Source organism: Achromobacter sp. NPDC008082, assembly GCF_042957345.1.
Lineage (GTDB): Bacteria > Pseudomonadota > Gammaproteobacteria > Burkholderiales > Burkholderiaceae_B > Achromobacter > Achromobacter kerstersii_A.
In genome coordinates, this window is record NZ_JBIBIB010000002.1 from 995217 (window position 1) to 1021579 (window position 26363).

Genomic DNA, 26363 nt, shown 5'->3' on the forward strand with positions numbered 1-26363 from the left:
CGATGACGACGACATCTGCTATCCCCACCCCATACCGTTACCCCAACCCCAAGGAAGCGTTGCCCGACATCGTCGTGCCAAGCGTCATTCCGGATGACGAGCGCGTCTGGGTGCCGCAGGCCGACAACGTCTGGTTCCGGCCGCTCTGTCTGAACGTGTCGCAGGGTTATTGGATGAACCTGTTGCGCGTGCGCAAGTCGGGCGTGCTGAGCTGCCACCGCCATCCCCAGGCGGTGCACGGCTACGTCATCAAGGGATCGTGGCGCTATCTGGAACACGACTGGATCGCGCGCGAAGGCAGCTACGTCTTCGAGCCGCCGGGCGAAACGCATACCTTGTATGTGCCTGACGACGTGGAAGAAATGATCACCATGTTTCAGGTCAACGGCGTCATGTATTACTGCGACAGCGAAGGCCGCCACACCGGATACGAAGACGTGTTCACCAAGCTGGACATGTGCCGCAAGCACTACGAAAGCGTGGGCCTGGGTACAGACTACGTCGACCAATTCGTGCGCTGAGGACATCCCCCATGAGTTTTCAGACTGACTTGTTCAAGGGCAAGACCGCCGTGGTGACTGGCGGCACGCAAGGCCTGGGCCATGGCGTGGCCGAGGCCCTGGCACGATTGGGCGCGCGTGTGATTGCGGTGGGCTTGCCTTCGTCTGACGCGCCGCCTGCGGGCGTCGAGGTGGTGACGGTGGACGTCACGCATGCGGAAAACGTGGCGGCGTTTGCCGCTACGCTGGACCGCGTGGACATGCTCATCAACTGCGCGGGCGTGATCTTCCGGCAAGAAGAATTCAAGCTGCCGGTGTTCGAACGTGTGCTGGACATCAACCTGACGGGCACCATGCGCGTGTGCGAAGCCTTGCACCCGCAATTGGCGCGCGCCCAGGGTTGCATCGTCAACACGGCGTCGATGCTGAGCTTTTTTGGGGGCGGGCTGGTGCCGGCGTATAGCGCCAGCAAGGGCGGGGTGGCGCAACTGACCAAGTCCTTGGCCATTGCCTACGCGGATGCGGGCATCCGCGTGAACGCGGTGGCGCCGGGCTGGATCGCCACGCCGTTGACGCAAGCGCTGCAAAACGATCCCGCGCGCGCCTCGCGCATTCTGGAACGCACACCGCTGAAACGCTGGGGGCTGCCCGCCGATGTGGCGCAAGCCGTCGTGTTCTTGTGTTCGCCTGCCGCCGCCTTTATGACGGGGGTGGTGATGCCGGTGGACGGGGGCTACATGGTAACCTGACCCGCGTGAAAATCGCTCGCGACAAGCCTTCGTCAAGCCCCGCCTCCAGCGCCAAGCCGGTCGCCGGCACGGCCTCGTTTTCCAAGTTCATGCGCGTGCTGGATGTCATCGCATCCAGCGGCGAAACGGCTTGGACGGTGAACGAACTGAGCGCCCGGCTGGACTACCCGCGGCCCACTATTTACCGCATCGTCGATGCGCTGCTGGCCGAACAATTGATCGTGCAGCAGCGCAACGGCCAGACGTTTGGCTTGGGGCCGCGGCTGGTCAGCCTGGCGAGCCGTGCGCTGGAAAGTTCCGACATCCGGCAACTGTGCAAAGACCATCTGTTCGATCTTAAAGCGCACACGCAAGAGACCGTGCATCTGGCGGTGCCGGACCGCGCCGAGATGACCTACATCGACAAGCTCGAAAGCCCGAAGGCGGTTCGCATGAATTCGCGCCTGGGCAGCCGCGTCACGATGTATTCCAGTTCGGTCGGCAAAGCGTATCTGGCGCATCTGGACCCCGACGCGCGTGACGCCATCATTCAAACCTTGGATTTCAAGGTGTTCACCGCGGCCACGCTGCGCACGCCGGACGCGTTGCGCAAAGAGCTTGAGCAGATCCGCCGCCAGGGGTTTGCGGAAGACCGCGAAGAAAACGAGAAGGACATCTTCTGCTTCGGTTGCGCCATTACCGACAAGCAGGGCCAGCCCGTGGCGTGCGTCAGTTTGAGCATTCCGGCATTTCGCATGAGCGAAAACCGGGTGGACAGTTATATCCAGCCGCTGGTCGACACCTGCGCCGCCATCTCCCGAAAACTGGCGCTGCTGGATTATTCCGCCTGATTGCGTGCGGCTTTTCAGCGACAAAAATCGCACCTATTACGGCTGGTTACGTGTCGCTTTGCCCCGGTCGTTGCATGGATGCGGGTAAATCCCGGCCTGTTTTAACAGAGCGCTCGCGCTATTGTTGCGCTCATGAATTCACTGGTCGAAACCGGCCTGGCACAAGTGCAGGCGCCTTATTCGTTGCAGCAGCTCATCGAGGCGTTGTCGGCCGCGTTGCCCGCGCACTGCGTGTTGTTTCGCGAAGAAGATACCCGTCCCTACGAGTGCGACGGGCTGTCGTTGTATCGCGCGCTGCCGGCTGTTGTGGCATTACCCGAAACCGAAGAGCAGGTGCAGGCCGTCATGCGGATCTGCAAGCGCCTGAACGCGCCCATCGTCGCGCGTGGCGCAGGCACCGGCCTGTCTGGCGGCGCCATGCCGCACAGCCAGGGCGTGCTGTTGGGCCTGTCCAAATTCAACCGCATCAAGCATATCGATCTGGCCAGCGCCACCGCCGTCGTGCAGCCTGGCGTGCGCAACCTGGCCATTTCCGAAGCGGCATCGCCTTATGGCCTGTACTACGCACCTGACCCGTCCAGCCAGATTGCCTGTTCCATTGGCGGCAACGTGGCCGAGAATTCCGGCGGCGTGCATTGCCTGAAGTACGGGCTCACCGTACACAACGTGCTGCGTGTGCGCGTGGTCACCATCGATGGCGACATTGTTGAACTGGGTTCCGAAGCGCCGGATGCGCCGGGCCTGGATTTGCTGTCTGTGTTTATCGGCTCCGAAGGCATGCTGGGCGTGGTCACCGAAGTGACCGTCAAACTGATACCGAAGCCGGCCTGCGCCCAGGTCGTCATGGCCAGCTTTTCCAGCGTGGAAGCGGCGGGCAATGCGGTCACGCAAGTGATCGCGGCGGGCATGATTCCCGCCGGCCTGGAAATGATGGACCGCCGCGCGACCCACATGGTCGAACCCTTCGTGTGCGCCGGCTACGACATGGACGCGCAAGCCATTTTGCTGTGCGAGTCCGATGGCACGCCTGAAGAAGTCGCGCACGAAATCGCGCGCATGGAAGCGGTGTTTCGCGACGCCGGCGCCACGCGCTGCCAGGTGTCCACGTCTGAAGCCGAGCGCCTGAAATTCTGGGCGGGCCGCAAGAACGCGTTTCCGGCTGCGGGGCGCGTGTCACCCGATTATTACTGCATGGACGGCACGATTCCGCGCCGCCATCTGGCGCGCGTGCTGGGCGCCATTGAACAGATGGAAGATGAGTTCGGGTTGCGCTGCGCCAACGTGTTCCATGCGGGCGACGGCAATCTGCATCCGCTGATTCTGTTCGATTCAAATAAGCCGGACGAGGTGGAGCGCGCCGAGAAATTCGGTGCGGCCATTCTTGAGCTGTGCGTGCAGGTAGGAGGAACCGTGACCGGAGAGCACGGTGTGGGTATGGAGAAGATAAATCAAATGTGCGTGCAATTCTCTCGCGAAGAACTCGACGCGTTCCTGGCGGTCAAGCGGGCGTTTGATCCGCCGTGCCTGCTGAATCCTGAAAAAGTCATTCCCACGCTGGCCCGCTGCGCCGAATACGGCAAGATGCACGTCCATGCGGGTGAGATGCGCTTCCCCGATCTCGCCCGTTTCTAGGACGTATCTCCTATGGATTTTGTCCTGTCGGAATTGTGCGACCAGGTCATGACCGCCCGTGCCGGTCACAAGCCTTTGTTTGTGATGGGGGGCGGCAGCAAGGCGTTTTATGGCAACTACCGCCCGGTAACGCCGCAAGACGGCCACTGCCTGCTGGACATGACGCCGTATCGCGGCATCGTCAGTTATCACCCTTCTGAACTGGTGGTGACCGTGCGCGCAGGCACGCCGTTAGCCGAACTGGAGGCGGCCTTGGCCGAGAACGGTCAGATGCTGGCTTTCGAACCGCCGCATTTTGGCGAGTCCGCAACCGTAGGCGGCTGCGTGGCGGCAGGGTTGTCCGGCCCGCGCCGCATGAGCGCGGGCGCGCTGCGCGACTTCATCCTGGGAACGCGATTGCTGGATTCGGAAGGGCGCGTCCTGTCGTTTGGCGGCGAGGTCATGAAGAACGTAGCGGGGTACGACGTGTCGCGGCTATTGGCCGGATCGCACGGCATCTTCGGCGCCATTCTTGATGTGTCGATGAAGGTTGTGCCGCGTCCCATGGAAGAACTGACGCTGGTGCTGCCCGCGACCCAAGCGCAAGCGCTGGCCAGTTTTGCCTTGTGGCGCGGCAAGCCGCTGCCCATTTCCGCCACCAGTTGGACGGGCGGCGATGGCGACGGCCAGGGCGCGATGCACGTGCGGCTGTCGGGCGCGCCGCCCGCCATCGCCAGCGCGCGGCAAGTGGTAGGCGGCGACCCGATGGAGCCTGATGCCGCGCAAGCCTGGTGGCGCGCGTTGCGCGAACAGACCCACGAATTTTTTGCGCCAGACCGGCCGTTGTGGCGCCTGGCATTGCCGCCGACGGCCGCCGCGCTGGCGCTGGGGCCGACGCTCATCGAATGGGGGGGCGGACAGCGCTGGCTGACCGGTCCTTATGACGCCACCGAGCTGCGGGAGATCGCCGCGCGCTTGGGCGGCCACGCCACGCTGTTTCGTGCGGGCCATCTCCAACCGCCAGCCGATGGCGTGTTCCATCCGCTTGCGCCGGGCGTCGCGTTGATTACGCGCCGGCTCAAGCAGGAGCTCGATCCCGCCAGTTTGTTCAACCCCGGCCGCCTGGTCCTGGAGCTATAGCGCATCATGCAAACCAACCTGGCATCCTGGGCCCGCGACACCGAGCTGGGCAACGAGGCCGACGCCATTCTGCGGCGGTGCGTGCATTGCGGCTTCTGCACGGCCACCTGTCCGACCTATCAGGTACTGGGCGACGAGCTGGACAGCCCGCGCGGGCGCATCTACTTGATCAAGCAGGTGCTGGAAGGCGCTGAACCCACGCAGTCCACCCAACAACACTTGGACCGGTGCCTGACCTGCCGCAATTGCGAAACCACATGTCCGTCGGGGGTGGAGTACGGTCATCTGATCGACATTGGCCGCAAGATCGTGGACGAGCGCGTGCCGCGTTCCTGGGCGGACAAAACCAAGCGCAATCTGCTGCGCCGGACCATGCTGTCGCCGTTGTTCGCGCCAGCGATGCGGGTGGGCCAAGCCATGCGCGGCCTGCTGCCCGACGCGCTTAAACGCAAGGTGCCGGAACGCCGCGATGCCGGTGCGTTGCCTGACGTGGCGGCGCACCCGCGCCAAGTGCTGATGCTGACGGGCTGCGTGCAGCCGGCGATGATGCCGACAATCGACGCCGCCACCATTCGCGTGCTGGATGCCGTGGGCATCGGCGCGCGGCTGGCGCCGGGCGCGGGCTGCTGCGGCGCGGTCAGTTTTCACCTGGATGCGCAAGACGAGGCGCTGGCGCAGATGCGCGCCAATGTCGACGCGTGGTGGCCGCTGGTGCAAGACGGGGCGGTTGAGGCCATTGTGATGAACGCGTCGGGCTGCGGCGCCATGGTGAAGGAATATGCGCACCATTTGAAGCATGATCCGGCCTACGCGCAGAAGGCCGCGGACATCGTGGCGCTGGTGAAGGACGTGGCGGAAATTGTCGCGCCGCATGCGGAACAACTGCGCGCGCGCCTGGCGCCGGGAACGCGCGCGGCGTTTCATCCGCCGTGCACGTTGCAGCATTGGCAGGGGCTGCGGCCGCTGTCGGAGCGTTTGCTTGTGGACTTGGGATTCGAGCTGCTGCCGTTTGCCGACAAGCATTTGTGCTGCGGATCGGCGGGGGCGTACTCGGTGCTGAACCCGGAGATTGCGCTGGAGCTGCGCGACCGCAAGCTGGGCGCTATCACGGCGAGCGGGCCGGATGTGATTCTGTCGGCCAACATCGGCTGCATTGGCCATTTGCAAAGCGGCACCGACACGCCGGTGCGGCATTGGGTGGAAGTGGTGGATGCGCAACTGCAAACGTCCACGAACGCCTGATATCAGGCATTCGTGGACCCGGGCGGTTTACTCCACCGCCTTGACCATATCTTCCAGCACCTTCTTCGCATCGCCGAACACCATCATCGTCCGGTCCATGTAGAAGAGTTCGTTGTCCAGCCCCGCGTAGCCGGACGCCATCGAGCGCTTGTTCACGATGACCGTGCGCGCCTTGTAGGCTTCCAGAATCGGCATGCCGGCAATGGGCGACTTGGGATCGTTCTTCGCGGCCGGGTTGACCACGTCGTTCGCGCCCAGCACCAGCACCACGTCGGTCTGCGCAAACTCGCTGTTGATGTCTTCCATTTCGAAGACCTGGTCGTACGGCACTTCGGCCTCGGCCAGCAGCACGTTCATATGGCCCGGCATGCGGCCCGCGACGGGGTGGATGGCGTACTTGACTGTCACGCCGCGCTCGGTGAGCTTGGTGGCCAGTTCCTTCAACGCGTGCTGAGCGCGCGCCACCGCCAGGCCGTAGCCCGGCACGATGGTCACGCTTTCGGCATTGGTCATCAGGAAAGCGGCGTCGTCCGCGCTGCCTGACTTGACGCTGCGCTGCTGCCCGCCGCCCGCATCCGCCGCGCCGCCCGCCTGGCCGCCAAAGCCGCCCAGGATCACGTTGAAGAACGACCGGTTCATCGCCTTGCACATGATGTAAGACAGAATCGCGCCTGACGAACCCACCAGCGAACCGGCGATGATCAGCATCGGGTTGTTCAGCGAAAAGCCGATGCCGGCCGCCGCCCAACCCGAATAGCTGTTCAGCATGGACACCACCACGGGCATGTCCGCGCCGCCAATCGGGATGATGATCAGCACGCCCAGCACAAACGCGATCAGCGTCATGATGATGAAGGGCGTCCATTCCTGCGTCAGCATGAACCACACACCGCAGGCCAGCATCGCCAGCGCAAGCGCCAGATTCAGCATGTGCTGGCCAGGGAACACGACGGGTGCGCCCTGGAACAGCCGGAACTTGTACTTGCCCGACAGTTTTCCAAACGCGATGACCGAGCCCGAGAACGTGATGGCTCCCACAAACGTGCCGATGAACAGCTCGAAGCGGTTGCCGGTGGGAATCAGCATGCCGGCGGCGACAATGCCGAACGCATGCGGCTCCGCCACCACGGCGACAGCGATGGCAACCGCCGCCAAGCCGATCATGCTGTGCATGAACGCAACCAGTTCGGGCATCTTCGTCATCTCGACGCGGCGGGCCATCACGGTGCCGATGGTGCCGCCGACCAGCAGGCCCAGCACGACCCAGCCCAGCCCGATTGTGGCGGCGCCTTCACGCGCCAGCCCCACAATCAGCGCTGCCGTGGTCAGCACGGCAATCGCCATGCCGGCCATGCCGAACGCGTTGCCCAGCCGGGACGTCGTGGGATGCGACAGGCCCTTGAGCGCCTGGATGAAGCAGACGGACGCAATCAGATAAAGCAGGGTGACGAGGTTCAGCGAGATCATTTCGCTTCCTCCTTGCCCGGCTTTCTGTCCTTTTTCTTGAACATTTCAAGCATGCGGCGCGTGACGAGGAAGCCGCCGAACACATTTACCGCAGCCAGCGCCACGGCGAACACGCCCATGCCGCGCGCAAGCCCGCCTTCAGTCAGCGCGGCGGCCAGCATGGCGCCCACGATGATGATTGCCGAGATGGCGTTGGTGACCGCCATCAGCGGCGTGTGCAAGGCGGGCGTGACGTTCCACACGACGTGATAGCCGACATAGATGGCCAGCACGAAGATGATGAGGTTCATCAGGGTGGGGTTGATCGCTTCCATGTTCAGGTTCTCCGCAACACATTGCCGCCTTCGCACACCAGGCAGGCCGCCACGATTTCATCGTCGCGCTGGATCGCCAGCGCGCCGTCCGCATTGATGATGAGCTTCAGAAAATCCTGGATGTTGCGCGCATAGAGCGCGGAGGCATCCGTGGCGACCAGGCCGGGCAGGTTGGTCAGCCCGATGATCGTCACGCCATGCTTTTCCACCACCAGGCCTTTCTCTGACAAGGGGCAGTTGCCGCCGCGTTCGACCGCCAGGTCCACCAGTACCGAACCCGGCTTCATGGCCGCAACGGTTTCCGCCGAGACGAGCGTGGGGGCTGGCCGCCCGGGAATCAGCGCGGTGGTAATGACAAGGTCGGCCTGCTTGCAGCGTTCGGACACCAGCGCCGCCTGCCGCGCCATCCAGCTGGGCGGCATGGCGCGCGCGTAGCCGCCGGTGCCTTGGGCGATCTCGCGTTCTTCATCGGTTTCGAAAGGCACGTCGATGAACTTGGCGCCCAGCGACTCGACTTGCTCGCGCGCGGCGGGCCGCACGTCAGAGGCTTCGACCACCGCACCCAGCCGCTTGGCCGTGGCGATGGCCTGCAAGCCCGCCACCCCGGTGCCCAGCACGACGGCGCGCGCGGCTTTCAAGGTGCCGGCGGCGGTCATCATCATGGGAATCAGCCGGCCGTAGTGGTGCGCGGCGAGCAGCACGGCCTTGTAGCCGGCCAAATTGGCCTGGGACGACAGCACGTCCAGGCTTTGCGCACGAGTGATGCGGGGCGCGGCTTCCAGCGCGAATCCGACGAGTCCTGCCGCGGCCATCTGTTCCAGGCCTTCGGCGTCGAACGGATCAAGCATGCCGATGACGACAGCGCCCGATTTCATCTGGGGCAATTCAGCGGAAGAGGGCGCGCGAACCTTCAAGACGAGTTCCGCGCCCAGCGCATCCTGGGCGGAACCGAGCGTAGCGCCCGCGGCCTCATAGGCGTCATCCAGAAAGCGGGCGGCGGTGCCGGCCCCACGCTCCACGACAACGGTGTGTTTGCCGCCTACGTACTTCTTGACGGTCTCCGGTGTTGCTGCGACACGGGTTTCCCCGTCTCGGGTCTCTTTTGGTATCCCGATGTGCATCGACGCCTCTCCTCAGAAGGTTCGCCGTAGTTATACACGTTAATGCCCCCACGCTGCGCTCATTGCATTCGCTTGCTGCCTCCCGAGCGGGGCGAGGCCGCCTTGGGGCGGCCCTGCGGCGGGCTGATGAGTCCTCTGTTTGCCGGGCAAAAAAAAAGCCCCATGGCGAACCATGGGGCTCGGGGTTTACACCCCCACTTGCTCCGGCCAGTCTTACCACGCCGCTGGCCGGCACTTGCTCGCAAACGTCCGGCGTCAGGCCGTTTGCGCGCGAGTCCAGTTGATCAGCGCAGCGGTAAGGTCGCGCAGATCGGCCTTCAGGCGGCCATAGTTTTCCGTCGGACGCAGCGTGACTTCGTCCATATACAGCTTGCGGTTGATTTCGATCTGCAAGCTGTGGCGGCCTTCTTGCGGGCGGCCAAAGGCGCGCACCAGTTCGACGCCCTTGTAGGGATCGTTCACCGTCACGTTGTAGCCGCGTTCGCGCAGCCAGGCCGCGATGAATTCGCGGAAGGCCGGGTCGCTGGTGCTGCCGTCGCGGTCGCCCAGCACGAAGTCGGGGTGGACCAAGCCGGGGCGGTCGGTGGCGAAAGCGCCGGCGACGCTGGGCATGGAGTGGCAGTTGATGTGCCAGACCTTGCCGAATTTCTGGTGTGCCGAATCCAGCACTTGGCCAAGCGCCGCGTGGTACGGCTTCCAGCAGGCGTTGATGCGGTGGCGCACTTCTTCCACCGTCAGCTTGCGGTTGTACAGCGGGGTGCCGTCATCCAGCATGCGCCAGATCAGGCCCTTGCCCAGCTTGACCTTGGGCGATGCGTTGATGGCATCGGGCCAGGCTTCGTCCAGCAGCAGTTCGTCGATCTCGTCGGGGGCGCGGTTGGCGTCGATGTAGGCGCGCGGAAACGCGGCGGCAATCATCGGCACGCCCATGTCCAGCGCGTCGCCCCACAGGTCGTCAACCCAGGTGTCCTCGGCAGTGCGCAGTGCGCCAAAGTCCACCGCGGCCGCGAAATCGGGAGGGTAGGCGGTGCCGCTGTGCGGAGAGTCCAGCACAAGCGGGGCCGAGGGTTCCGAATCCGGATATTGCTGCGGAAGGTCGAGCCGGTAAGACAGGGGTTGGGTAATTCGCATATAGAGGTGTTGCGTTCGTGAATCGGAGGCCCCCGCCGCACAAGCTTGCGCGGTGGGGGCCGAAGATCGCTTAGTCGATCTTCACGTTGGCTTCTTTGGCGATGCGCTTGTTCTTGGCGATTTCAGCGGCGATCTGCTTGCCGAAGTCGGCCGAGCTGTTGGCGGCGGGTTCAGCACCCAGCGCTTCCAGGCGCGACTTGACGTCGGCTTCCGCGCTGACCTTCTGCACGGCGGCGTTCAGCTTGGCCAGAATCGGCTCCGGCAGCTTGGCCGGGGCAACCAGACCGAACCAGGACGCGTCGTTCACGGCCGGCAGGCCGGCTTCGGCGAACGTGGGCACGTTGGGCAGGCTGGCCACGCGCTTCGGCGAAGCAACGGCCATGGCGATCAGACGGCCGGACTGCACGTGCGGCAGCGTGGACGGCAGGTTGTCATACATGACGTCGACCTGGCCGGCCAGCGCGTCGTTCAGCGCCGGGCCCACGCCACGGTACGGAACGTGCATCAGGTCGGTGCCCGAGGCCATCTTGAACAGTTCGCCCATCATGTGCGAGACCGAACCGTTGCCGGCCGATGCGTACGTCAGCTTGCCCGGCTGGCTTTTGGCCAGCGTGATGAACTCGGCCATGTTCTTGGCCTGCACCTTCGGGTTGATCGTCATGATGTTCGGCACGGCCGCCAGGTTCGAGATCGGCGTGAAGTCCTTCTCGCCATCGAACGGCAGGTTCGGGTAGATGGCCGGGTTGATGCCGTGCGTGCTGACGGTAGCGATGCCCAGCACGTAGCCGTCGGGCGCGCTGCTGGCGACGAATGCGCTGCCGATCGAGCCGCCGGCGCCGCCGCGGTTTTCCACCACAACGGTCTGACCCAGTTCCTTGCCCAGCTTGTCCGCGAACAGGCGGCCGACGATGTCGGTGGTGCCCCCGGGCGGGAAGGGAACGATCAGGCGGATGGGCTTGCTCGGATACGCATCTTCAGCGTGCGCGATACCCGAGATCAGCGGCGTGGCCAAGGTCGCAGCAGCGACACAGAGGCCCAGGACTACATTACGGCGTTGCATGAATTCCCCTAATAAATGGAAAGCGGATGCGCAAAGGCAGACGCAAACGCAATGATTCTTTCCTGGCGGGGCGGTTTGCGCAAACGAAAGTTTCTCCGTAAGCTATGACTTTTTTTCATGCCTCTCTGTTGGCGTCACCGTCCCGGCGTTACTTTTGTGTAACTTTTCCGGCACGTTTCGCTGATCTGCCGGGCCGGAGCCCCACCCATGCGTGGGGGCGAACCATGCGACGTTTCTGTCCCTCTTTAACCGATCTGCAGGCCTTTGAAGTGGCCGCCAGACACAGCAGCTTCACGCGCGCGGCGCAGGAACTGTGTGTGACGCAGGGCGCCGTCAGTAAACAGGTGAAACATCTGGAAGAGTTCGTCGGCGTCGAACTATTCCTGCGGATCAGGCAAGGCCTGGTCCTGACCGAAGCGGGCCGCAGCTATCTGACGAAGATTCAGGCGGGGCTGGGCCAGATCGAGGCCGCAACCGTAGAGCTGATTGCGCATCAGGGGCAGGGCGGCACCCTTAACCTGACCTGTATGCCGACCTTCGGCGCGCGCTGGCTGATCCCGCGGCTTACCGCCTTCATGCGCCTGCGCCCCGACATCCACGTAGAGTTTCTGCCGCATCGCCAGGGCTACGATTTTTCGACGCCGGAACTGGATGCCGCCGTGCGCTTTGGCGAAGGGTTGTGGCCGGGCAGCGGGTCTGACTACATCGTTGGACGAGAGATCGTGCCCGTCTGTAGCCCGCGCCTGATCCCTGGCGGCTGCCCGTCGCCGGAAGCGTTGCTGGCGTATCCGCTGCTGCACCACACGTCGGCGCTGGAAGGCTGGCGCGACTGGTTCGAGCAAGCTGGATGCGATTCGCGCCGCAGCCTGGAGGGGGCGCGCTTTGATCAGTACGCGCTCTTGTCGCAGGCGGCCGCGGCGGGGTTTGGCGTTGCGCTGATTCCGCGTTGCCTGATCGAAGACGAACTGCGCGACGGCAAGCTGGCCGTCGCCATCCAGCTGCCCATCCGCGCGCGCATGGGCTATTACCTGTGCTATCCCGAGCAGAAGGCCAACCTGCCTACGTTGCAGGCCTTTCGCACCTGGCTGATGGAAGTCTCGCGGGCGGCTGAGCCGCAGCCGCGGGAAGATGCCGTGTCCGATTTAAAATAAGCGCCATCATGAGTCAAATATCCACCAAGAAAGGCCGCGTTGTGGTCGGCATGTCGGGCGGGGTCGATTCTTCGGTCACCGCGTGGCTGCTCAAACAGCAAGGCTATGACGTCGTTGGCCTGTTCATGAAGAACTGGGAAGACGACGACGATTCCGAATACTGCTCCACCCGCCAGGATCTGCTTGACGCCGCCAGCGTCGCCGACCTGGTGGGCGTGGACTTCGAGTTCGTCAACTTCGCCGCCGAATATAAAGACCGCGTGTTTGCGGAATTCCTGCGCGAGTATTCCGCGGGCCGCACGCCCAACCCTGACGTGCTGTGCAACGCCGAGATCAAGTTCAAGGCGTTCTTGGACCACGCCATGGCGTTGGGCGCCGAGCACATCGCCACCGGTCATTACGCGCGGGTGCGCGAGGTGCCGGCAGACGGCGGCGGCACGCAGTTCCAGCTATTGAAAGCGCTGGATGCGTCCAAGGACCAAAGCTACTTCCTGCATCGGCTGAATCAGGCGCAGCTGTCGCGCACACTGTTTCCGCTGGGGGAAATCCACAAGACCGAAGTGCGGCGCATTGCGCACGAGATCGGCTTGCACAACGCGGCCAAGAAGGATTCCACGGGGATCTGCTTCATCGGCGAACGCCCGTTCCGCGAATTCCTGAACCGCTATCTGCCGACCGAGCCGGGTCCGATCCTGACGCCCGAAGGCCAGAAGGTCGGGCGCCACGAGGGCTTGTCGTTCTATACGCTGGGGCAGCGCAAGGGCCTGGGCGTGGGCGGCGTGAAGGGCCGTCAGCGTGAAGATGGCACGGCTGAAGCCTGGTACGTGGCGCGCAAGGATCTGGAGCGCAACATTCTTTACGTGGTGCAGGGGCATGACCACCCCTGGCTGCTGTCGGGCCAGTTGCAGGCGCAAGACGCCAGTTGGGTGGCCGGGCATCCGCCCGCCATCGCCAGCTATGGCGCCAAGACGCGCTACCGTCAGGCGGACGCCGCTTGCCGCCTGGCGCGCGCCGAAGGCGATACCTTTGCGCTGGATTTCACCGAGCCGCAGTGGGCCGTGACGCCCGGGCAGTCGGCTGTGCTTTACGATGGCGAGGTTTGCCTGGGCGGCGGCATCATCCTGTAAAGGACGCTGCCGTCTGGTGCGTGTGGGTCCGGACAAGGCCCCGCGGGTGTGATCCCTGCGGGGCCTTGTTCATGAGAAGCAAGTATTCAAAACAAAACGAGAGGAGACGGTTGTGGATGTGTCGATGTTGATTTGCCTGCTGGTGTTGGGCGCGGTGGTGGGGTTTGCCGCGGGGCTGCTGGGCATTGGCGGCGGGATGCTGCTGGTGCCGTTCCTGACGATGCTGTTCGCCTGGCAGGGCATGCCGGCTGATCTGGTCGTGCACGCGGCCATCGCCACGTCGATGACGTCCATCTTGTTCACCTCTGTGTCCAGCGTCCGGGCGCACCAGCAGCGGGGCACCATCAAATGGAACATCGTGTGGGCGATGGCGCCGGGCATCATCATCGGCGGGCTGGTGTCGGGCGGGGCGGTGTTCGCCGCGCTCAGCACCTTGTGGCTGTCGCTGTTCTTCGCGCTGTTCGTGGGCTATTCGGGCTGGAGCATGCTGCGCAACAAAAAGCCCAAGCCGGCGCGCCAGATGCCTGGCGTGGTGGGCACCAGCGCGGCCGGGGCAGGCATCGGTTTCCTGTCGGGCCTGGTGGGGGCGGGCGGCGGTTTCCTGTCCGTGCCGTTCATGGTCTGGTGCAACGTGGCCTTGCATAACGCCGTGTCGACGTCGGCCGCGCTGGGCTTTCCCATTGCGCTGGCCAATAGCGTGGGCTATGTGGTGTCGGGCCTGAACGAAGGCGCATCGCGCCCCGGCATGCTGGGCTATATCTATTGGCCGGCGTTGCTGGCGCTGGTGTGCACCAGCGTGCTGACGGCGCCGATGGGCGCGCGCATGGCGCACCGCCTGCCCGTGCAAACCTTGAAGCGCGTGTTCGCCTGCCTGCTGTTCGCCCTGGCCGCCTACATGTTGTTCAAGGCCTGGCAGACGTTTGCCGCCCAATAGCGCGGGTTCGACAATACGCGGCCGGAATCTGTCGGCCGCCGCAATGAAAATCGGCCGCAATGCGGCCGATGTCTTATCAGGCGCCCATCGTGGATGGGCGGTCTGTGGCGGTCAGGCGGTCTTGGGAACCGTGTCGAGGAACGATTGGCGCTGGGACAGCTTGTCGTACAGGCGGGCCAGGTTCAGGTGGTTGGCACGCCAGTCAAGCTCGGCGAAGCGCAGGTCCAGGTAGCCCAGCGCGCAGCCGACGGCGATGTCGGCCAGGCTGTAGTTGATGCCCATACAGTGCGCGTTTTCGCCCAGGCTCTTGTTCATGGCGTCGAGACTGGCGTGGATTTTGCTGAACTGGCGTTCAATCCATTCCGGGCTGCGTTGCGCCTCGGGGCGCTGGTTTTCCTTGACGATAGCCACGCACGCATCCAGCACGCCGTCTGCAATGGCTTCCCAGCACTTCACAGCCGCGCGGTCGCGGCCCTGCTGCGGGATCAGGCGGGCAACGGGAGACAGGGTGTCCACGTATTCGACGATGACGCGCGAATCGAACAGCGCGCCGCCGTCTTCCATGACCAGGCAGGGAACCTTGCCCAGCGGGTTGTACGTTTGGATCTGCGTGTCGGCGGACCAGACGTTTTCGAGTTCAAGCCGGTAGTCCAGCTTTTTCTCGGCCATGACGATACGCACTTTGCGTACGTATGGACTGGTAAGCGAGCCGATCAGTTTCATGGAGTCACAAGCGGAGTCGAAAAGCGGCCGAAGTATAGCAGGCCGTATGACGGTCTAACCGGCCGCCGGCCGGAATCTTCGCCAGTTTGCCACAATGTTGCGCGCCCTCGGATGATAAAATCGTCGGGTTTTCCCATCCGTAGCTATTTCTTCTCCAGACCATGCAAATCGCCGATCAATTGAGCCAACTGAATGCCCTTTCGCCATTGGATGGCCGTTACGCTTCCCGGAGCGACGCGCTGCGCGGTCTGCTGTCCGAAGCCGGCTTCATGGCGCACCGTGTCGAAGTCGAGGTGGCGTGGCTCGTCGCCCTGTCCGACGCCGGCCTGCCCGAGCTGCCCTCGTTCTCTGAAGCCGCCCGCCAGCGCCTGCAACAGCTGGTGCAGGACTTTTCGGAATCCGACGCCGCCCGCATCAAGGACATCGAACGCGTCACGAACCATGACGTGAAGGCCGTTGAGTACTGGCTGAAGGAAAAAGTGGCCGATGACGCCGAGCTGGCCCGCGCCGCCGAGTTCATCCACTTTGCCTGCACCTCTGAAGACATCAACAACACCTCGCACGCGCTGATGCTGTCGCGCGCCCGCGATCAGGTTGTGGTGCCGCGCCTGCGTGAACTGGCCGCCAAGCTGAACGACATGGCCGTGGCCCAGGCTGACCAGCCGATGCTGTCGCGCACGCACGGCCAGCCGGCCAGCCCGACCACGCTGGGCAAGGAATTCGCCAACGTGGCCGCGCGCCTGAACCGCGCCATCGCCGCCGTTGAAGCCGTCGAACCGCTGGCCAAGCTGAACGGCGCCACCGGCAACTACAATGCCCACCTGTCCGCCTATCCGGAAATCGACTGGCCCGCTTTCAGCCAGCGCGTGCTGTCCGGCCTGGGCCTGACCCAGAACCGCCACACCATCCAGATCGAACCGCATGACTGGATGTCGGCCTTGTTTGACGCCATCACGCGCGCCAACATCATCGTCCTGGATCTGGACCGTGACGTCTGGGGCTACGTGGCGCTGGGCTACTTCAAGCAGCGCCTGAAAGAAGGCGAGGTCGGCTCGTCGACCATGCCGCACAAGGTCAACCCGATCGACTTCGAAAACTCCGAAGGCAATCTGGGCCTGGCCAACGCCGTGTTGCGCCACCTGGCCGACAAGCTGCCGATCTCCCGCTGGCAGCGCGACCTGACCGACTCCACCGTGCTGCGCAACCTGGGCGTGGGCCTGGGCTATTGCCTGGTGGCATGGGACGCGTGCATGCGCGGCCTGGGCAAGCTGGAAGTCAACACGGCCGCCATCGACGCCGACATCGACGCGTGCTGGGAAGTGCTGGCCGAACCGGTTCAAACCGTGATGCGCCGCTATGGCCTGCCGCAACCGTACGAACAACTCAAGGCCTTGACGCGCGGCAAGGGCATCACCGAAGAAGCCCTGCGAGAATTCATCCAGGGCCTGGCGCTGCCGGAAGAACCCAAGGCCCGTCTGCTGGCGATGACCCCCCGCTCGTACATCGGGCTGGCCGCCGAGCTGGCTCGGGCGGTATAGTCGCCATGCCGCGCGCGTCATGCGCGCGGCATCCTTGTTGTTCTCACGGGAGATTGCAATGAAGAAGTTGTCCACGCTTGCCGCGTTGGCCTGTATGACCGTTGGGCCGCTGTTGGCGACGACCGCGTCGGCGCAGTTCGCCAAGCCCGAAGATGCGGTCAAGTACCGCCAATCGGCGTTGACGCTGATGGCCTCGCATTTCGGGCGCATGACGCCGGTGGTCAAGGGCCAGGCGCCCTACGATGCCGCGCAGATCAAGGCCAACGTTGAAGTGTTGAAGACCTTGTCGGCGCTGCCGTGGACGGCTTTCGGTCCGGGTACGGAAGGCGGCGATGCCCGCCCCGAAATCTGGAGCGACGCCGCAGGTTTCAAGCAAAAGCAGCAAGCGTTCCAGGACAACATCGTGAAGCTGTCAGCAGCTGCTGACGCAGGCGATCTGGACAAGCTGCGCGCGGCCTTCGGTGATGTCGGCGCAAGCTGCAAGGCCTGCCACGATTCCTACCGCAAGAAGAAGTAAGGCGCGAGCCGTTCGCGGGCGGCCTTGATCGCTGCAAACAAAAAGCCCTTCGAAAATTCGAAGGGCTTTTTGTTTTGTCCTGCGCGGCGCGTGTTCAGGAAAAGGACATGTCGGCCACCACTTCCAGCGACCGTATCCACAACACCAATCCTGTCACGCAGGCGCCCAGCAGCAGCGCGCGCAGCCAAACGGCAATGCCGTCTTGTGCGGGCGGCGTGCCGGCGGGCAGGTCCTTGGCGTCGACATCCCCCGTGATGATGGCGCGCACCAGGCGCTTGCGGCGAACCACTGCATACCAGGCGACGGCTGCCAGGTGCAGCGCGATCAGCGCAATGATCACCCACTCGTTCAACTTGTGCCACGAGGTCAGCGCGCCGGCAGTTGCTTCGCTGACATAGCCGAACAAGGGGCCTTGCGTCATGATGTCGTCGGTGGTGAACAGCCCGCTGACGGCTTGGAAGCCGACGACAAGCAGCAGCGCCAGCACCGACAACGCGCCTAGCGGGTTGTGGCCGGCGGGCGCGGCTGCGCCTTTCAGGTAGCGGGCAATGGAGCCGGGGCCGCGCACAAACTGGGTGAAGCGGACATAGCGCGGGCCGACGATGCCCCACAACAGCCGGAAGATGATCAGGCCCAGCGCCGTGCAGCCAAAGCGCACATGCCAATCCATATACAGGCCGCCCAGCTTTACGCTGACGAACGCGCCGACGATACAGACGACAAGCGCCCAGTGAAAGAGGCGGGTGGGAAGATCCCAGATGCGGATCGCGAGACGATTGTTCTGCATGGTGAGCGTGCCCGGACTAAGGTGCTTGCGACTTTATCACGCGTAAAAAGCACTCGCCGCGCATGGTGCGCGGCGAGGTCGAACTGGCTCCATGAGCCAGGGTGTGGCGTTTAGTGCGTGGCGTTGCTGCGCACGGACTCGATGCGATGCACGTGTTCGTGGCGGAAGCGGATACGCTGGCCGGGCGCCTTTTGCGACGTCACGCCGCAAGGCACGACTTCGGTCGTGTAGGTCGTCGTGCCGTCGATCGGCGCGTTGAAGATGACCGTGGCGCGAATGGCCGGGCCGTTGGCCGGTTGCAGATAAACGATGTCGCCAATGTGGATCGGCGTGTTGTCCAGCATCGTATGAGCCGGGCGTCGGATCAGGTCCGAGGTAGTGAAACGAGTATTCATGGTGTGTGTTCTCTTAAGTTCTAGTTATTAGAAAGCGGCGTCTAGTTCATGCCACGAAGGGGCGGACGTACCAAAAGCGCCTCGCGACTTCGCGTTTGCCATGTCCGGCCGGGTAACGTCTTACAGACATATCGGACAGGCATGCATGACAGTAACGCACAAGTGTTGCCGTCAGTTTGCGCATTCTCATGTTTTTGCTTGCGCGCGTAACGGGGTGATGCGGGGGTGTTGCGTCCGATGCCGTCAGTCAGTCCAGGACGGTATCGGTTCAGGCCAAGTGGCGTGCATGTCGGGGCATGCGCTCTTCAGACCTGAGGGGCCACGCAGAGCGGGTTGACTCTGGTGGTTGCTGTGCAGCGTTGTCGTGAGTGCGACTCGGTCTGCAACGTGTTTGGTCGCTTCTTTCCAAACCGGACTGGCGGTGTGGTGAAGATGTGTTTGGCTATTGCCGTGGGTTCCAGGTGGAAGTCGGCGGCTTGCGTTTTCGCGTTATGGGTTTTCGCAAACCGGATCGAATTTCCGGGTGGCTGGCGGCTCGCGGTTTTTACGGGCGGGGGGCCGGCCAAGCTCTGGAGGGGTACTTCCAGCGTGCTTTCAGCCTATTTATTTTCGGAAATATGGCGGCGTGAAGGCACATCAACTAACGATGATATCGCTAGTCGGCGGGTTTTGCAAGTCTTTTTTGGGGGCTGCGGCTTGGGCGCCGGGTTTTCGCCAGGGGGGGCAGGCCCCCTCATGGGCGCTTAGTGCTCGGCCGCGCGGGCTTGGCGTTGGGCTTCGATGATCAGCCCTTCCAGACGCGGCGACATCCGCAGGGCCACTTGCGCGCCCATCGAGCCGTCTGGCTGGCGCTCGGTTTCCAGCGCCAGGCCGATATGCTCGTCAGTGAAAGCCTCGGGTGCGGCATCAAGGTCGGCATAGCGCGCCACCAGGGCGTCCACGGCTTTCTGTGCACCGGCCAAGGCGTCGTCAGACAATTGGCCCTGACCCAGATACTGGTTCACGACACGCGCCAGATCGTTCATGAAATACAGCAGAGCGGCCGCGCCTCGGCAATCGGGCAGGGTGAAGCCCCAAGGGGCCGGGGAAGCATGTTGAGTCATGGGTGAAGCCAAACCTGGGTTACGCGCGGCCGTTGCGGCCAGCATTGAATATAAGCGGGCATTTTACGGGAAGGCGCGGACGCGTTCCGGCCGGCCCTGCGCATCGTGCATACTTCTTCGCTTTCTGATTGTCGTGCTCCTGGCCGTCATGCCATCCAACTGTCCTGCTTCATGATCCGACCCGCCCAATCATGATCGGACCTGCCCAATCATGATCCGACCCGCCCACGTAAGCGACCTGACCCGTCTCGCCGACATCGAACGCTCCGCCGCACAGCGCTTTCGCGGCACGCCGATGGACTGGGCTGCCGACGGCGAGCCGCTGCCGCTGGACGTGCTGGTCGCGGCCCAAGCGGCCGGCCTGTTGTGGGTGGCGTTGCGCGACGGGCAGCCGTGCGGTTTTGCCCTGGCCAAGCCGATGGATGGCGACCTGTATCTGGTGGAAATGTCCGTGGCCTTGCCCGCGCAAGGCCAGGGCCTGGGGCGGGCGTTGATGCAGGCGGTGTTGGCGCACGCGCGCACGGCAGGGTATGGGGCCGTTGTGCTGACGACCGACCGCGAGCTGCCGTGGAATGCGCCGTTCTATCAACGGCTGGGCTTTGTGGAATTGACGCCGCCGTATTCGGCGGGGTTACGCGCGCGCCTGCAAACGGAAGCGGATGCGGGCTTCGATGCCGCACGGCGGTGCGCCATGGCCTGTTCGCTCCAGGCCTGACCCCTGTGTCAACTCGCTTCGATCGCAACAAAATCCGCCCGCAAGCGGCCGTGGGCCAGCGCTTCGGGATAATCTGCCCCCATGCGCCCGCCATCCACGCAGCGGGCAAGGAGAGGATACGGATGTCACTGTGGCGAGCCTGCCTGGCAGGCCTGGCGATGGCCTCAATGCTGTTCATGACGGCCTGCGTCAATAAAGAACCCCAGGAACGCGTGGCGTTCATCCAGCTGCTGCAATCTCGTGTGACCAGCGACGCGCTGCTGCCGCTTGCCGCCTTGACCAAGGCCGAGAAGGAAGCGGTGGGCGACTACGACGATGCGTACGGCGTCATGACCGATTTCCAGCAAGAAATGGCCAAGGCGGCGGGCGCGTTGCGCGACGTGCTGGCGGTGGAGACCCTGCGGTCGGTGGGCGAAATCGTGGAACGCAAAGCGGCGTTCGAGGCGGCTCGCAAAACCCTGGCCGACAGCGCGGGCAAGCTTCAGGACGCGCGCGACAAAGCCGACAAGGCGCGGGCCAGCCTGACGCTGCCAGAAGATCTGGCGCCCGTCTACGACGGCGTCTATGACGATGCGGTGACGGCGCCTGCCGCCGAGCTGATGCAGGCTGCGACGCGCATGGATTCCGTGGCGCATGATGCAATAGGCATCGCGGATTTCGTCGCCGCCAACGCTGCCGAAATTGAACTTGTGGACGGCCAGGCGCGGGTGGCCACGCCCACGCTCCAACAGGAACTGAACCTGCGATTGCAGGGCCTGAATGCGCAATCGGCGGGGCTTGCCGAAGCGCGCGAAACCATTCTGCTTGCGGCGGGCCGCGGGTCTTGAAAGCATCTGGTAGCGGGCGCTTTGTACAATGCGGGTCTCGCGGCGTTCGCCGTGCCTGGAACGGAATATGAGTCAATCATCCAGCTTGCACTTCAGGACCTTTCTGCTCCTGCTTGTCGTCGTCACCATCGCGTTCGGCTGGTTATTGTGGCCGTTCTATGGCGCCGTGTTTTGGGGCGCCATTCTTGCCATTATCTTTGGGCCCTTGCAACGCCGGCTGGTCAAGCGTTGGGGGGGCAGGCGCAATCTTGCCGCGCTGATCACCTTGTTGGGGGTCTTGCTGCTGGTCATCCTGCCGCTGGTCGCCATCAGCGGGTCGCTGGTGCGTGAAGGCGCGAACCTGTATCAGAGCATCAAGTCGGGCGAGCTGAATTTCGGCGCCTACTTCCAGCAGGCGATGGCGGCATTGCCGCCGTCGGTGCACGACCTGCTGGCGCGCTTTGATCTGGCCGACATCCCCAGCTTGCAAGAAAAGCTCAGCGCGGGCGCCATGCAGGCCAGCCAGTTCCTGGCGACCCAGGCCTTGAGCATCGGGCAGGACACGTTCCAGTTCGTGATCAGCTTCGGCATCATGCTGTACTTGCTGTTCTTCCTGTTGCGTGACGGGCCGCAGTTGTCCGCACGCATCAAGCGCGCCATGCCGTTGAGCGACGCGCACAAGCAGCATCTGTTCCGCAAGTTCACGACCGTGATCCGCGCCACCGTCAAGGGCAACATCGCGGTTGCGGCGGCGCAGGGCGCATTGGGCGGCATCATCTTTTCGATTCTGTCGATTCAGGGCGCGCTGCTGTGGGGCGTGATCATGGGCTTCCTGTCGCTGCTGCCCGCCGTGGGCGCAGGCCTGATCTGGGCGCCCGTGGCCATCTACTTCCTGCTGACCGGCGCCGTCGTCAAGGGCGCGGTGCTGATCGCGTTTGGCGTGCTGGTCATCGGCATGGTCGACAACGTGCTGCGCCCGATTCTGGTGGGCAAGGACACGAAGATGCCCGACTACGTGGTGCTGATTTCCACGCTGGGCGGCATGGCGCTGTTCGGCCTGAACGGTTTTGTGATCGGCCCGCTGATCGCCGCGCTGTTCATGGCCTGCTGGGATCTGTTCTCGCCGTCGTCGGACGAGCTGCTGGCCAAGCCGGAAGACGCGCCGCCGTCCGCCAAGTAAGGCCCGCGCGGGTGTATCGTGTAGCAGGGCCGGTCTGAACAGGCCGGCCCTTTTGCATTGCCGATTATCTTTGCCGGCCTATGGCTTTGCCGGCTTGCCCACACAGGAGCGCGTAGCAATGGAATGGAAACTGCATCGGTCAGGCTGGATCGAAGAACGCAATTTCGATATTGAGTTCGCCGAGGTGCCCGAAGGGTTTCATGCGCGGGTGCGCATCATCGGATTCCCCCCGCTTGAAGACACCAAGAATGTTTTCCCCACCGAGGCGCTGGCGGAGAAGGGCGCGCTGACCTTGCTGAAGAGTCAGTTCGCAGGCACGCCCGACCTGGAAGAAAAATAGCGCGGCATCCACCGCGCTTGGTCTTTGACGCCTAACGCAGCCTGAACAGGTTGTCGCCGATGCGCAGGTCGCGGTCGGTGCGGGGCTGCGTGCGAACCAAGCCTTGCTTGAGCGCCTGCTGCAGATCCGACACGCCGGTTTCGTCTGCGGTGTCCATGGAAAAGCTGACGGCCTTCAGGTGGCCGAGCAGGCTCCATTTATCCGCCGCGTCCGGTGAGTAGAGGGGCAGCCGCTCAACCGTGCTGGTCTGCACATCGCTGAGCGGGGTGACGTACAGCACGATGTCATCACGGCCGTCGCCCGTCAGGTCGGCGAAGACCAGTTGGCAGCGGGGTTCCGCGGCCGGGCGGGACAGCCCCGGGGATACGCCAGGCTTGGCGGGCGTGGCGCAGGTTTTGGCTTGCGAGGGATAAGTCTGTACCAAGTACGCCCACCACGACGCGGGCACCTCGGTGTTCGCGGGGATTGTGGTGAAGGCCGGCACGTTCGCCATGTCCTGGGCAAGCTGCTGTTCGTTGTCCGCCCAGCGGAAGTAGCCGCTTTTCAACGCTTCTTTGGCAACGGCCGCAATGCGCGGGTCTCGTGCATTGGCCGCCCCATCGGCCAGTTGCTGTACGGCCTCCACGCCCCACTTGCCGAAGTCTTCACCCACACGGTAATACGTGAACTCGTGGGGATCGAGGCGTCCGTCGATCATGCGCTGCAACTGGCTTTGGGCCGTCAGCCGCATGGGGTTGGCAATCGGGGTGATGAACGCCACCAGCACGGCCAGCGTGGCGGCCGCGGCGATCAGGTTGGTGGCCCCCAACACCGGGTAGTAGCGCTTGGGGCGCAAGGCCGCCCAGCTGTAGCCCGCCCCGTATAACACCAGGATGCCGCTTGCGGCCACGCCCCAGGCGCGCAGCACGGTCCAGCCATATTGATCGACGCGGACGATAGCGCCGTACAAGGCCACCGCCGCCAGCGGCAGCAGGCACACCATGGCTGCGCGCAGCAGTCCGCCCAGTCGTGCCCCAAACGGGGCGGCGTCGGCATGGTCTTGCCAGGCAGCGTTGATCAGCTTGATCCACACGAGCGAGAACGCAATCAGCGCGCCCGCCGACAATTGCACGGCCTGCAAGCCCAGCGCCATGCGGGCCGCGAGCGCCAGCGTAAAGGCCACGCCCACCAGCGTGACCAGCGGCAGCAACCAGGCGTTAAGCGTCAGCCAGGAACGTTGCAGGGTGTCCGTCAGTGCGGGCCGGCGGCGCACGCCCACCAGGCATGCCGCCAGAATCATCGGCCACACCGCATAGCGGAACGTTGAATTTTCAACGACCCGCTGCACGATCCCGATGCCGATCATCTTGAACATGGCGCCCGCCGCCGTCAGCAGCAGGCACACGGCCCCCGCCAGGAATAGGCTCAGGGCCAGGTGGACGGCATTGCGCCACGCGGCGCGAAATACCGCCGGGTAATTCCATTGCGCGCGGGTGGCGTCCAGCGCCTGGATTACCGGCAGCAGGATGAAGCCCGCCGTGCCGGTCAGCAACAGGGCAACGCTCATTTCGCTGCCGCGGAGCCAGCCGCCGCGTTCATTGGGAAGCGAACCGAACGCGGCCGTCAGCCCGTAGGCCGTGATTGCGGGCAGGATCAGTCCATAGACGGCCAGCGCGACGAGCCAGCGTCTGGCGCTGGTCATCCCCGCAAGCATAGCGCCTGCCAGCGGCGCCAGCGTCAGCCATTGCACAATGAAATACAGCGCGTAGGGGTGGCCCCAAGGCCATGCCCGATGCGCCATGAGTTCATTCATGGCGACGCCAAGCAGGGCGGCGATGACGCCATAGACCAGCACGGTCTTGTCGGGCGCGCTCAAGGCGCTGCCGGAGGTCGGTTTAAGGGACGGATTATTCATGGCGGCGATAGTAGCAACGCGTGGGGCTATCCGCGCATGCAACGCGTTGCGATCCGTATCCGTCTGTCAGGAAGTCATCGCGCAGCGCAATATTTCGGAGTAAATTGGGGACGCGACGTTGCCGGTTAATTAAGGCTTTAGCCCCGAAATCCGGCCGTTGTGCGCGGATTGTGCGGTTGCGGAGGTCTGCAATAATTTCTGAATTTCATCCACCCGGCGTAATGATCGGGAAGGACGTATCGGGAGGCGCATGGGTCCAAAAGGGGTAGGCAATGGCTGATGGCGAAAGCCTGGCAGGGGTGAGGACGCGCCCGCAGCACCGCTATTCCATGCGGACCGGTCTGCTGGCCCTGGTCTTCACCTGTATCGCGCCGGCGCTGGTCGTGGCGTCGGTCGCGGTGTACGAAAGCTATGTCGTCCAAAAGGAACGCATCTTTCGCGACACCATCTTTCTGGCCCGCAATCTGGCGTCCATCCTCGACCGTGAACTGACCGGTGTGGAAGCGGGCGTGCAGATGCTGGCGTCATCCCCGGATCTGCTTAACGGTGATTTTGCGGGCTTTCATCAGCGTGCGCGGGAATCGGTGCGGTTCCAGATCGTCGACAGCTATGTGCTGACCGACAAAGAAGGCCATCAGGTACTCAACACGCTGGTGCCCTACGGCACGCCTCTGCCGATGTCGGGCGCGCCCGACGACTTGAGTCAGGTGTTTCGCACGCGTTCCCCGGTCTTGACCCACTTGTTCACGGGCGGCGTCAGCGGCAGGCCCACCATTGCGTTGGGCGTGCCCGTCCTGCGCGCGGGGGATGTCGCCTACAGCCTGAATGTCGGCATTTCGCCCGACCGGATCGGGGCGGCGCTAGGCCGGCGCGCCTTGCCTGATGGCTGGGTTGCCGCCGTGCTGGACAGTTCCGGCACTATCGTGGCCCGCACGCGCGACGCGTCCAAATTCGTGGGCCAGAAGGCCGTCCCTTCGCTGACCCGCGCCGTGATGCAGGACAGCGAAGGCGCATTGGAATCCACCACCAAGGAAGGCACGCCCGTCTACACGGCGTTCGCCCGGTCGGCTGTGTCGGGGTGGACGGTAGCGGCCGGTGCGCCCATGACTTTATTGACCACGGACCTGTACCGCTCCATCGCCTGGCTGGCATTGGGCACTTTGTTTGCGTTTGGCCTGGGGCTGTGGCTGGCGTTGCGGTTGGCCAGCAGCCTGACGTCGGCGGTGCAAGGCCTGGTCGGCCCGGCGCTGGCGTTGGGCGAAGGCCGCACCGTCGAGCTGGCGGGCACCCGCGTCAAAGAGGCCGAGGAAGTCGGTACGGCGTTGTTGCAGGCGTCACGCATGCTGGCGCACGCGCAGCATCTGGCGCACTATGACCCGCTCACCGGGCTGTGCAACCGGGTGCTGTTCGGCGAGCTGGTCTTGCGGGAATTGGCCGTGGCGCAGCGCACGGGCGAGCCCTTCGCCATCCTGGCGATCGACCTGGACGGCTTCAAAGCGGTCAACGACATGCACGGCCACGCCGCAGGCGACACCGTGCTGAAAGAGGCCGCTGACCGCATGGGCCGCGCCATCCGCGTGTCTGATGTGGCGGCCCGGCTGGGGGGTGACGAGTTCGCCGTCTTGCTGATGGGCGTCGGCAAGGAGCAAGCGCAACCCGTGGCCGAAGCCTTGGTCGACAGCCTGTCCTTGCCCTATCCGGGCATCCGTGTGTCGGTGTCGGCCAGCGTCGGCATAGCCGTGTATCCGGACTCCGGCATCACGATGCTGCAATTGCTGGAGCGGGCCGATGTGGCGCTGTACCAGGCCAAGGGGCAGGGCAAGCGGCGCGTGGCGTCGGACCTGTAAAAGTGGGAAATTAGCGCTCCAGCATTCGTGGGCGGTGGGCCGCTTCAGACCCCGGGACGCGGCGGCGCTTGGGGGGCCAGCGCAGTCAGGACCTCGCCTGATTTCAGCCGATACCGCTTGTCGCCCAGCGCGTCCACCTGT

26 protein-coding genes are annotated in these 26363 nt (G+C 64.1%); 16 read left to right on the plus strand and 10 right to left on the minus strand.

The genetic code is table 11. The features are described 5' to 3' along the window. The first annotated feature begins 2 nt into the window (after positions 1 to 2). From ACFZAI_RS11565 to glcF, 6 genes are all read left to right on the plus strand, one after another. The gene (locus ACFZAI_RS11565) at positions 3 to 521 is read left to right on the plus strand and encodes a 2,4'-dihydroxyacetophenone dioxygenase family protein (protein ID WP_391566993.1); all 519 of its coding nucleotides are present in this window, start codon (positions 3 to 5) and stop codon (positions 519 to 521) included. A gap of 11 nt (positions 522 to 532) precedes the next feature. After that, entirely contained in the window at positions 533 to 1249 is a 717-nt protein-coding gene (locus ACFZAI_RS11570) for an SDR family NAD(P)-dependent oxidoreductase (RefSeq protein ID WP_391566994.1), read from the plus strand. A gap of 89 nt (positions 1250 to 1338) precedes the next feature. Further along, positions 1339 to 2079: an IclR family transcriptional regulator gene (locus ACFZAI_RS11575; RefSeq protein WP_391567111.1), complete on the plus strand. Its 741-nt coding sequence runs from the start codon at positions 1339 to 1341 to the stop codon at positions 2077 to 2079. Between the two features lie 132 nt (positions 2080 to 2211). Next, on the plus strand, positions 2212 to 3711 hold the full coding sequence (locus ACFZAI_RS11580; RefSeq protein WP_054423441.1) for an FAD-linked oxidase C-terminal domain-containing protein: 1500 nt from the start codon (positions 2212 to 2214) through the stop codon (positions 3709 to 3711). 12 nt (positions 3712 to 3723) lie between these two features. Then, positions 3724 to 4830, plus strand: coding sequence for a glycolate oxidase subunit GlcE (gene glcE / locus ACFZAI_RS11585; RefSeq protein WP_391566995.1), 1107 nt, complete (start codon positions 3724 to 3726; stop codon positions 4828 to 4830). Positions 4831 to 4836: 6 nt separating this feature from the next. Further along, complete coding sequence (gene glcF, locus ACFZAI_RS11590) at positions 4837 to 6072, plus strand: glycolate oxidase subunit GlcF (protein WP_391566996.1); 1236 nt, start codon at positions 4837 to 4839, stop codon at positions 6070 to 6072. A gap of 27 nt (positions 6073 to 6099) precedes the next feature. On the opposite strand, the gene ACFZAI_RS11595 is transcribed toward glcF, so the two are convergent. From ACFZAI_RS11595 to ACFZAI_RS11615, 5 genes are all read right to left on the minus strand, one after another. Continuing rightward, on the minus strand, positions 6100 to 7539 hold the full coding sequence (locus ACFZAI_RS11595; RefSeq protein WP_391566997.1) for an NAD(P)(+) transhydrogenase (Re/Si-specific) subunit beta: 1440 nt from the start codon (positions 7537 to 7539) through the stop codon (positions 6100 to 6102). Further along, positions 7536 to 7853, minus strand: coding sequence for an NAD(P) transhydrogenase subunit alpha (locus ACFZAI_RS11600; protein ID WP_006224972.1), 318 nt, complete (start codon positions 7851 to 7853; stop codon positions 7536 to 7538). The genes ACFZAI_RS11595 and ACFZAI_RS11600 overlap by 4 nt, the downstream gene beginning before the upstream one ends. A 2-nt stretch (positions 7854 to 7855) precedes the next feature. Next, the gene (locus ACFZAI_RS11605) at positions 7856 to 8974 is read right to left on the minus strand and encodes a Re/Si-specific NAD(P)(+) transhydrogenase subunit alpha (RefSeq protein WP_391566998.1); all 1119 of its coding nucleotides are present in this window, start codon (positions 8972 to 8974) and stop codon (positions 7856 to 7858) included. Between the two features lie 255 nt (positions 8975 to 9229). Next, complete coding sequence (locus ACFZAI_RS11610) at positions 9230 to 10105, minus strand: N-formylglutamate amidohydrolase (RefSeq protein ID WP_391566999.1); 876 nt, start codon at positions 10103 to 10105, stop codon at positions 9230 to 9232. 70 nt (positions 10106 to 10175) lie between these two features. Continuing rightward, positions 10176 to 11165 carry a Bug family tripartite tricarboxylate transporter substrate binding protein gene (locus ACFZAI_RS11615; RefSeq protein WP_391567000.1) on the minus strand — a complete coding sequence of 330 codons (990 nt, stop codon included), beginning with the start codon at positions 11163 to 11165 and terminating at the stop codon, positions 10176 to 10178. A 224-nt stretch (positions 11166 to 11389) separates the two neighbouring features. Here ACFZAI_RS11615 and ACFZAI_RS11620 point away from each other — a divergent pair, with 224 nt between their 5' ends. From ACFZAI_RS11620 to ACFZAI_RS11630, 3 genes are all read left to right on the plus strand, one after another. Then, the gene (locus tag ACFZAI_RS11620; protein ID WP_391567001.1) at positions 11390 to 12316 is read left to right on the plus strand and encodes a LysR substrate-binding domain-containing protein; all 927 of its coding nucleotides are present in this window, start codon (positions 11390 to 11392) and stop codon (positions 12314 to 12316) included. 8 nt (positions 12317 to 12324) lie between these two features. After that, positions 12325 to 13443 (plus strand): tRNA 2-thiouridine(34) synthase MnmA, encoded by a 1119-nt coding sequence (gene mnmA, locus ACFZAI_RS11625; RefSeq protein ID WP_391567002.1) that lies wholly within the window; start codon positions 12325 to 12327, stop codon positions 13441 to 13443. 112 nt (positions 13444 to 13555) lie between these two features. After that, positions 13556 to 14377: a sulfite exporter TauE/SafE family protein gene (locus ACFZAI_RS11630; protein ID WP_054423430.1), complete on the plus strand. Its 822-nt coding sequence runs from the start codon at positions 13556 to 13558 to the stop codon at positions 14375 to 14377. A 111-nt stretch (positions 14378 to 14488) separates the two neighbouring features. Here the strand turns inward: ACFZAI_RS11630 and ACFZAI_RS11635 are convergent, their stop codons facing one another. Further along, positions 14489 to 15100, minus strand: a complete 612-nt coding sequence (locus tag ACFZAI_RS11635) for a glutathione S-transferase (RefSeq protein WP_391567003.1) — start codon at positions 15098 to 15100, stop codon at positions 14489 to 14491. Positions 15101 to 15261: 161 nt separating this feature from the next. On the opposite strand from ACFZAI_RS11635, the gene purB reads away from it, so the two are divergent. Together purB and ACFZAI_RS11645 are read left to right on the plus strand one after the other, a co-directional pair. Then, positions 15262 to 16638 (plus strand): adenylosuccinate lyase, encoded by a 1377-nt coding sequence (gene purB, locus ACFZAI_RS11640; RefSeq protein WP_391567004.1) that lies wholly within the window; start codon positions 15262 to 15264, stop codon positions 16636 to 16638. A gap of 58 nt (positions 16639 to 16696) precedes the next feature. Further along, positions 16697 to 17155 (plus strand): cytochrome c, encoded by a 459-nt coding sequence (locus ACFZAI_RS11645; protein WP_175169740.1) that lies wholly within the window; start codon positions 16697 to 16699, stop codon positions 17153 to 17155. A gap of 94 nt (positions 17156 to 17249) precedes the next feature. Here the strand turns inward: ACFZAI_RS11645 and ACFZAI_RS11650 are convergent, their stop codons facing one another. From ACFZAI_RS11650 to ACFZAI_RS11660, 3 genes are all read right to left on the minus strand, one after another. Beyond that, entirely contained in the window at positions 17250 to 17942 is a 693-nt protein-coding gene (locus tag ACFZAI_RS11650; RefSeq protein ID WP_391567005.1) for a cytochrome b/b6 domain-containing protein, read from the minus strand. Positions 17943 to 18052: 110 nt separating this feature from the next. Then, positions 18053 to 18337: a hypothetical protein gene (locus ACFZAI_RS11655; protein ID WP_391567006.1), complete on the minus strand. Its 285-nt coding sequence runs from the start codon at positions 18335 to 18337 to the stop codon at positions 18053 to 18055. A gap of 743 nt (positions 18338 to 19080) precedes the next feature. Then, positions 19081 to 19440 carry a hypothetical protein gene (locus ACFZAI_RS11660; RefSeq protein WP_175169742.1) on the minus strand — a complete coding sequence of 120 codons (360 nt, stop codon included), beginning with the start codon at positions 19438 to 19440 and terminating at the stop codon, positions 19081 to 19083. Positions 19441 to 19651: 211 nt separating this feature from the next. Between ACFZAI_RS11660 and ACFZAI_RS11665 the strand changes: the two genes are divergently transcribed. The 4 genes from ACFZAI_RS11665 (at position 19652) to ACFZAI_RS11680 (ending at position 22481) form a co-directional block, all read left to right on the plus strand. Beyond that, positions 19652 to 20155, plus strand: coding sequence for a GNAT family N-acetyltransferase (locus ACFZAI_RS11665; protein WP_391567007.1), 504 nt, complete (start codon positions 19652 to 19654; stop codon positions 20153 to 20155). A 122-nt stretch (positions 20156 to 20277) separates the two neighbouring features. Then, positions 20278 to 20982, plus strand: coding sequence for a DUF3053 family protein (locus ACFZAI_RS11670; RefSeq protein ID WP_391567008.1), 705 nt, complete (start codon positions 20278 to 20280; stop codon positions 20980 to 20982). 67 nt (positions 20983 to 21049) lie between these two features. Further along, positions 21050 to 22141, plus strand: coding sequence for an AI-2E family transporter (locus ACFZAI_RS11675; RefSeq protein WP_391567009.1), 1092 nt, complete (start codon positions 21050 to 21052; stop codon positions 22139 to 22141). Between the two features lie 118 nt (positions 22142 to 22259). After that, positions 22260 to 22481, plus strand: coding sequence for a hypothetical protein (locus ACFZAI_RS11680; protein ID WP_054423419.1), 222 nt, complete (start codon positions 22260 to 22262; stop codon positions 22479 to 22481). A 31-nt stretch (positions 22482 to 22512) separates the two neighbouring features. Here the strand turns inward: ACFZAI_RS11680 and ACFZAI_RS11685 are convergent, their stop codons facing one another. Further along, positions 22513 to 24375, minus strand: coding sequence for a DUF4153 domain-containing protein (locus ACFZAI_RS11685; protein ID WP_391567010.1), 1863 nt, complete (start codon positions 24373 to 24375; stop codon positions 22513 to 22515). Between the two features lie 272 nt (positions 24376 to 24647). Between ACFZAI_RS11685 and ACFZAI_RS11690 the strand changes: the two genes are divergently transcribed. Beyond that, positions 24648 to 26222, plus strand: a complete 1575-nt coding sequence (locus tag ACFZAI_RS11690; RefSeq protein ID WP_391567011.1) for a diguanylate cyclase — start codon at positions 24648 to 24650, stop codon at positions 26220 to 26222. The last annotated feature ends 141 nt before the right edge of the window (positions 26223 to 26363 follow it).

Bases quoted from the DNA above. Each gene is read 5' to 3' on its own strand.
- ACFZAI_RS11565 (WP_391566993.1), top strand. From the start codon at position 3: ATGACGACGACATCTGCTATCCCCACCCCATACCGTTACCCCAACCCC.
- ACFZAI_RS11570 (WP_391566994.1), top strand. From the start codon at position 533: ATGAGTTTTCAGACTGACTTGTTCAAGGGCAAGACCGCCGTGGTGACT.
- ACFZAI_RS11575 (WP_391567111.1), top strand. From the start codon at position 1,339: ATGCGCGTGCTGGATGTCATCGCATCCAGCGGCGAAACGGCTTGGACG.
- ACFZAI_RS11580 (WP_054423441.1), top strand. From the start codon at position 2,212: ATGAATTCACTGGTCGAAACCGGCCTGGCACAAGTGCAGGCGCCTTAT.
- glcE (WP_391566995.1), top strand. From the start codon at position 3,724: ATGGATTTTGTCCTGTCGGAATTGTGCGACCAGGTCATGACCGCCCGT.
- glcF (WP_391566996.1), top strand. From the start codon at position 4,837: ATGCAAACCAACCTGGCATCCTGGGCCCGCGACACCGAGCTGGGCAAC.
- ACFZAI_RS11595 (WP_391566997.1), bottom strand. From the start codon at position 7,539: ATGATCTCGCTGAACCTCGTCACCCTGCTTTATCTGATTGCGTCCGTC.
- ACFZAI_RS11600 (WP_006224972.1), bottom strand. From the start codon at position 7,853: ATGGAAGCGATCAACCCCACCCTGATGAACCTCATCATCTTCGTGCTG.
- ACFZAI_RS11605 (WP_391566998.1), bottom strand. From the start codon at position 8,974: ATGCACATCGGGATACCAAAAGAGACCCGAGACGGGGAAACCCGTGTC.
- ACFZAI_RS11610 (WP_391566999.1), bottom strand. From the start codon at position 10,105: ATGCGAATTACCCAACCCCTGTCTTACCGGCTCGACCTTCCGCAGCAA.
- ACFZAI_RS11615 (WP_391567000.1), bottom strand. From the start codon at position 11,165: ATGCAACGCCGTAATGTAGTCCTGGGCCTCTGTGTCGCTGCTGCGACC.
- ACFZAI_RS11620 (WP_391567001.1), top strand. From the start codon at position 11,390: ATGCGACGTTTCTGTCCCTCTTTAACCGATCTGCAGGCCTTTGAAGTG.
- mnmA (WP_391567002.1), top strand. From the start codon at position 12,325: ATGAGTCAAATATCCACCAAGAAAGGCCGCGTTGTGGTCGGCATGTCG.
- ACFZAI_RS11635 (WP_391567003.1), bottom strand. From the start codon at position 15,100: ATGAAACTGATCGGCTCGCTTACCAGTCCATACGTACGCAAAGTGCGT.
- purB (WP_391567004.1), top strand. From the start codon at position 15,262: ATGCAAATCGCCGATCAATTGAGCCAACTGAATGCCCTTTCGCCATTG.
- ACFZAI_RS11645 (WP_175169740.1), top strand. From the start codon at position 16,697: ATGAAGAAGTTGTCCACGCTTGCCGCGTTGGCCTGTATGACCGTTGGG.
- ACFZAI_RS11650 (WP_391567005.1), bottom strand. From the start codon at position 17,942: ATGCAGAACAATCGTCTCGCGATCCGCATCTGGGATCTTCCCACCCGC.
- ACFZAI_RS11655 (WP_391567006.1), bottom strand. From the start codon at position 18,337: ATGAATACTCGTTTCACTACCTCGGACCTGATCCGACGCCCGGCTCAT.
- ACFZAI_RS11660 (WP_175169742.1), bottom strand. From the start codon at position 19,440: ATGACTCAACATGCTTCCCCGGCCCCTTGGGGCTTCACCCTGCCCGAT.
- ACFZAI_RS11665 (WP_391567007.1), top strand. From the start codon at position 19,652: ATGATCCGACCCGCCCACGTAAGCGACCTGACCCGTCTCGCCGACATC.
- ACFZAI_RS11670 (WP_391567008.1), top strand. From the start codon at position 20,278: ATGTCACTGTGGCGAGCCTGCCTGGCAGGCCTGGCGATGGCCTCAATG.
- ACFZAI_RS11675 (WP_391567009.1), top strand. From the start codon at position 21,050: ATGAGTCAATCATCCAGCTTGCACTTCAGGACCTTTCTGCTCCTGCTT.
- ACFZAI_RS11680 (WP_054423419.1), top strand. From the start codon at position 22,260: ATGGAATGGAAACTGCATCGGTCAGGCTGGATCGAAGAACGCAATTTC.
- ACFZAI_RS11685 (WP_391567010.1), bottom strand. From the start codon at position 24,375: ATGAATAATCCGTCCCTTAAACCGACCTCCGGCAGCGCCTTGAGCGCG.
- ACFZAI_RS11690 (WP_391567011.1), top strand. From the start codon at position 24,648: ATGGCTGATGGCGAAAGCCTGGCAGGGGTGAGGACGCGCCCGCAGCAC.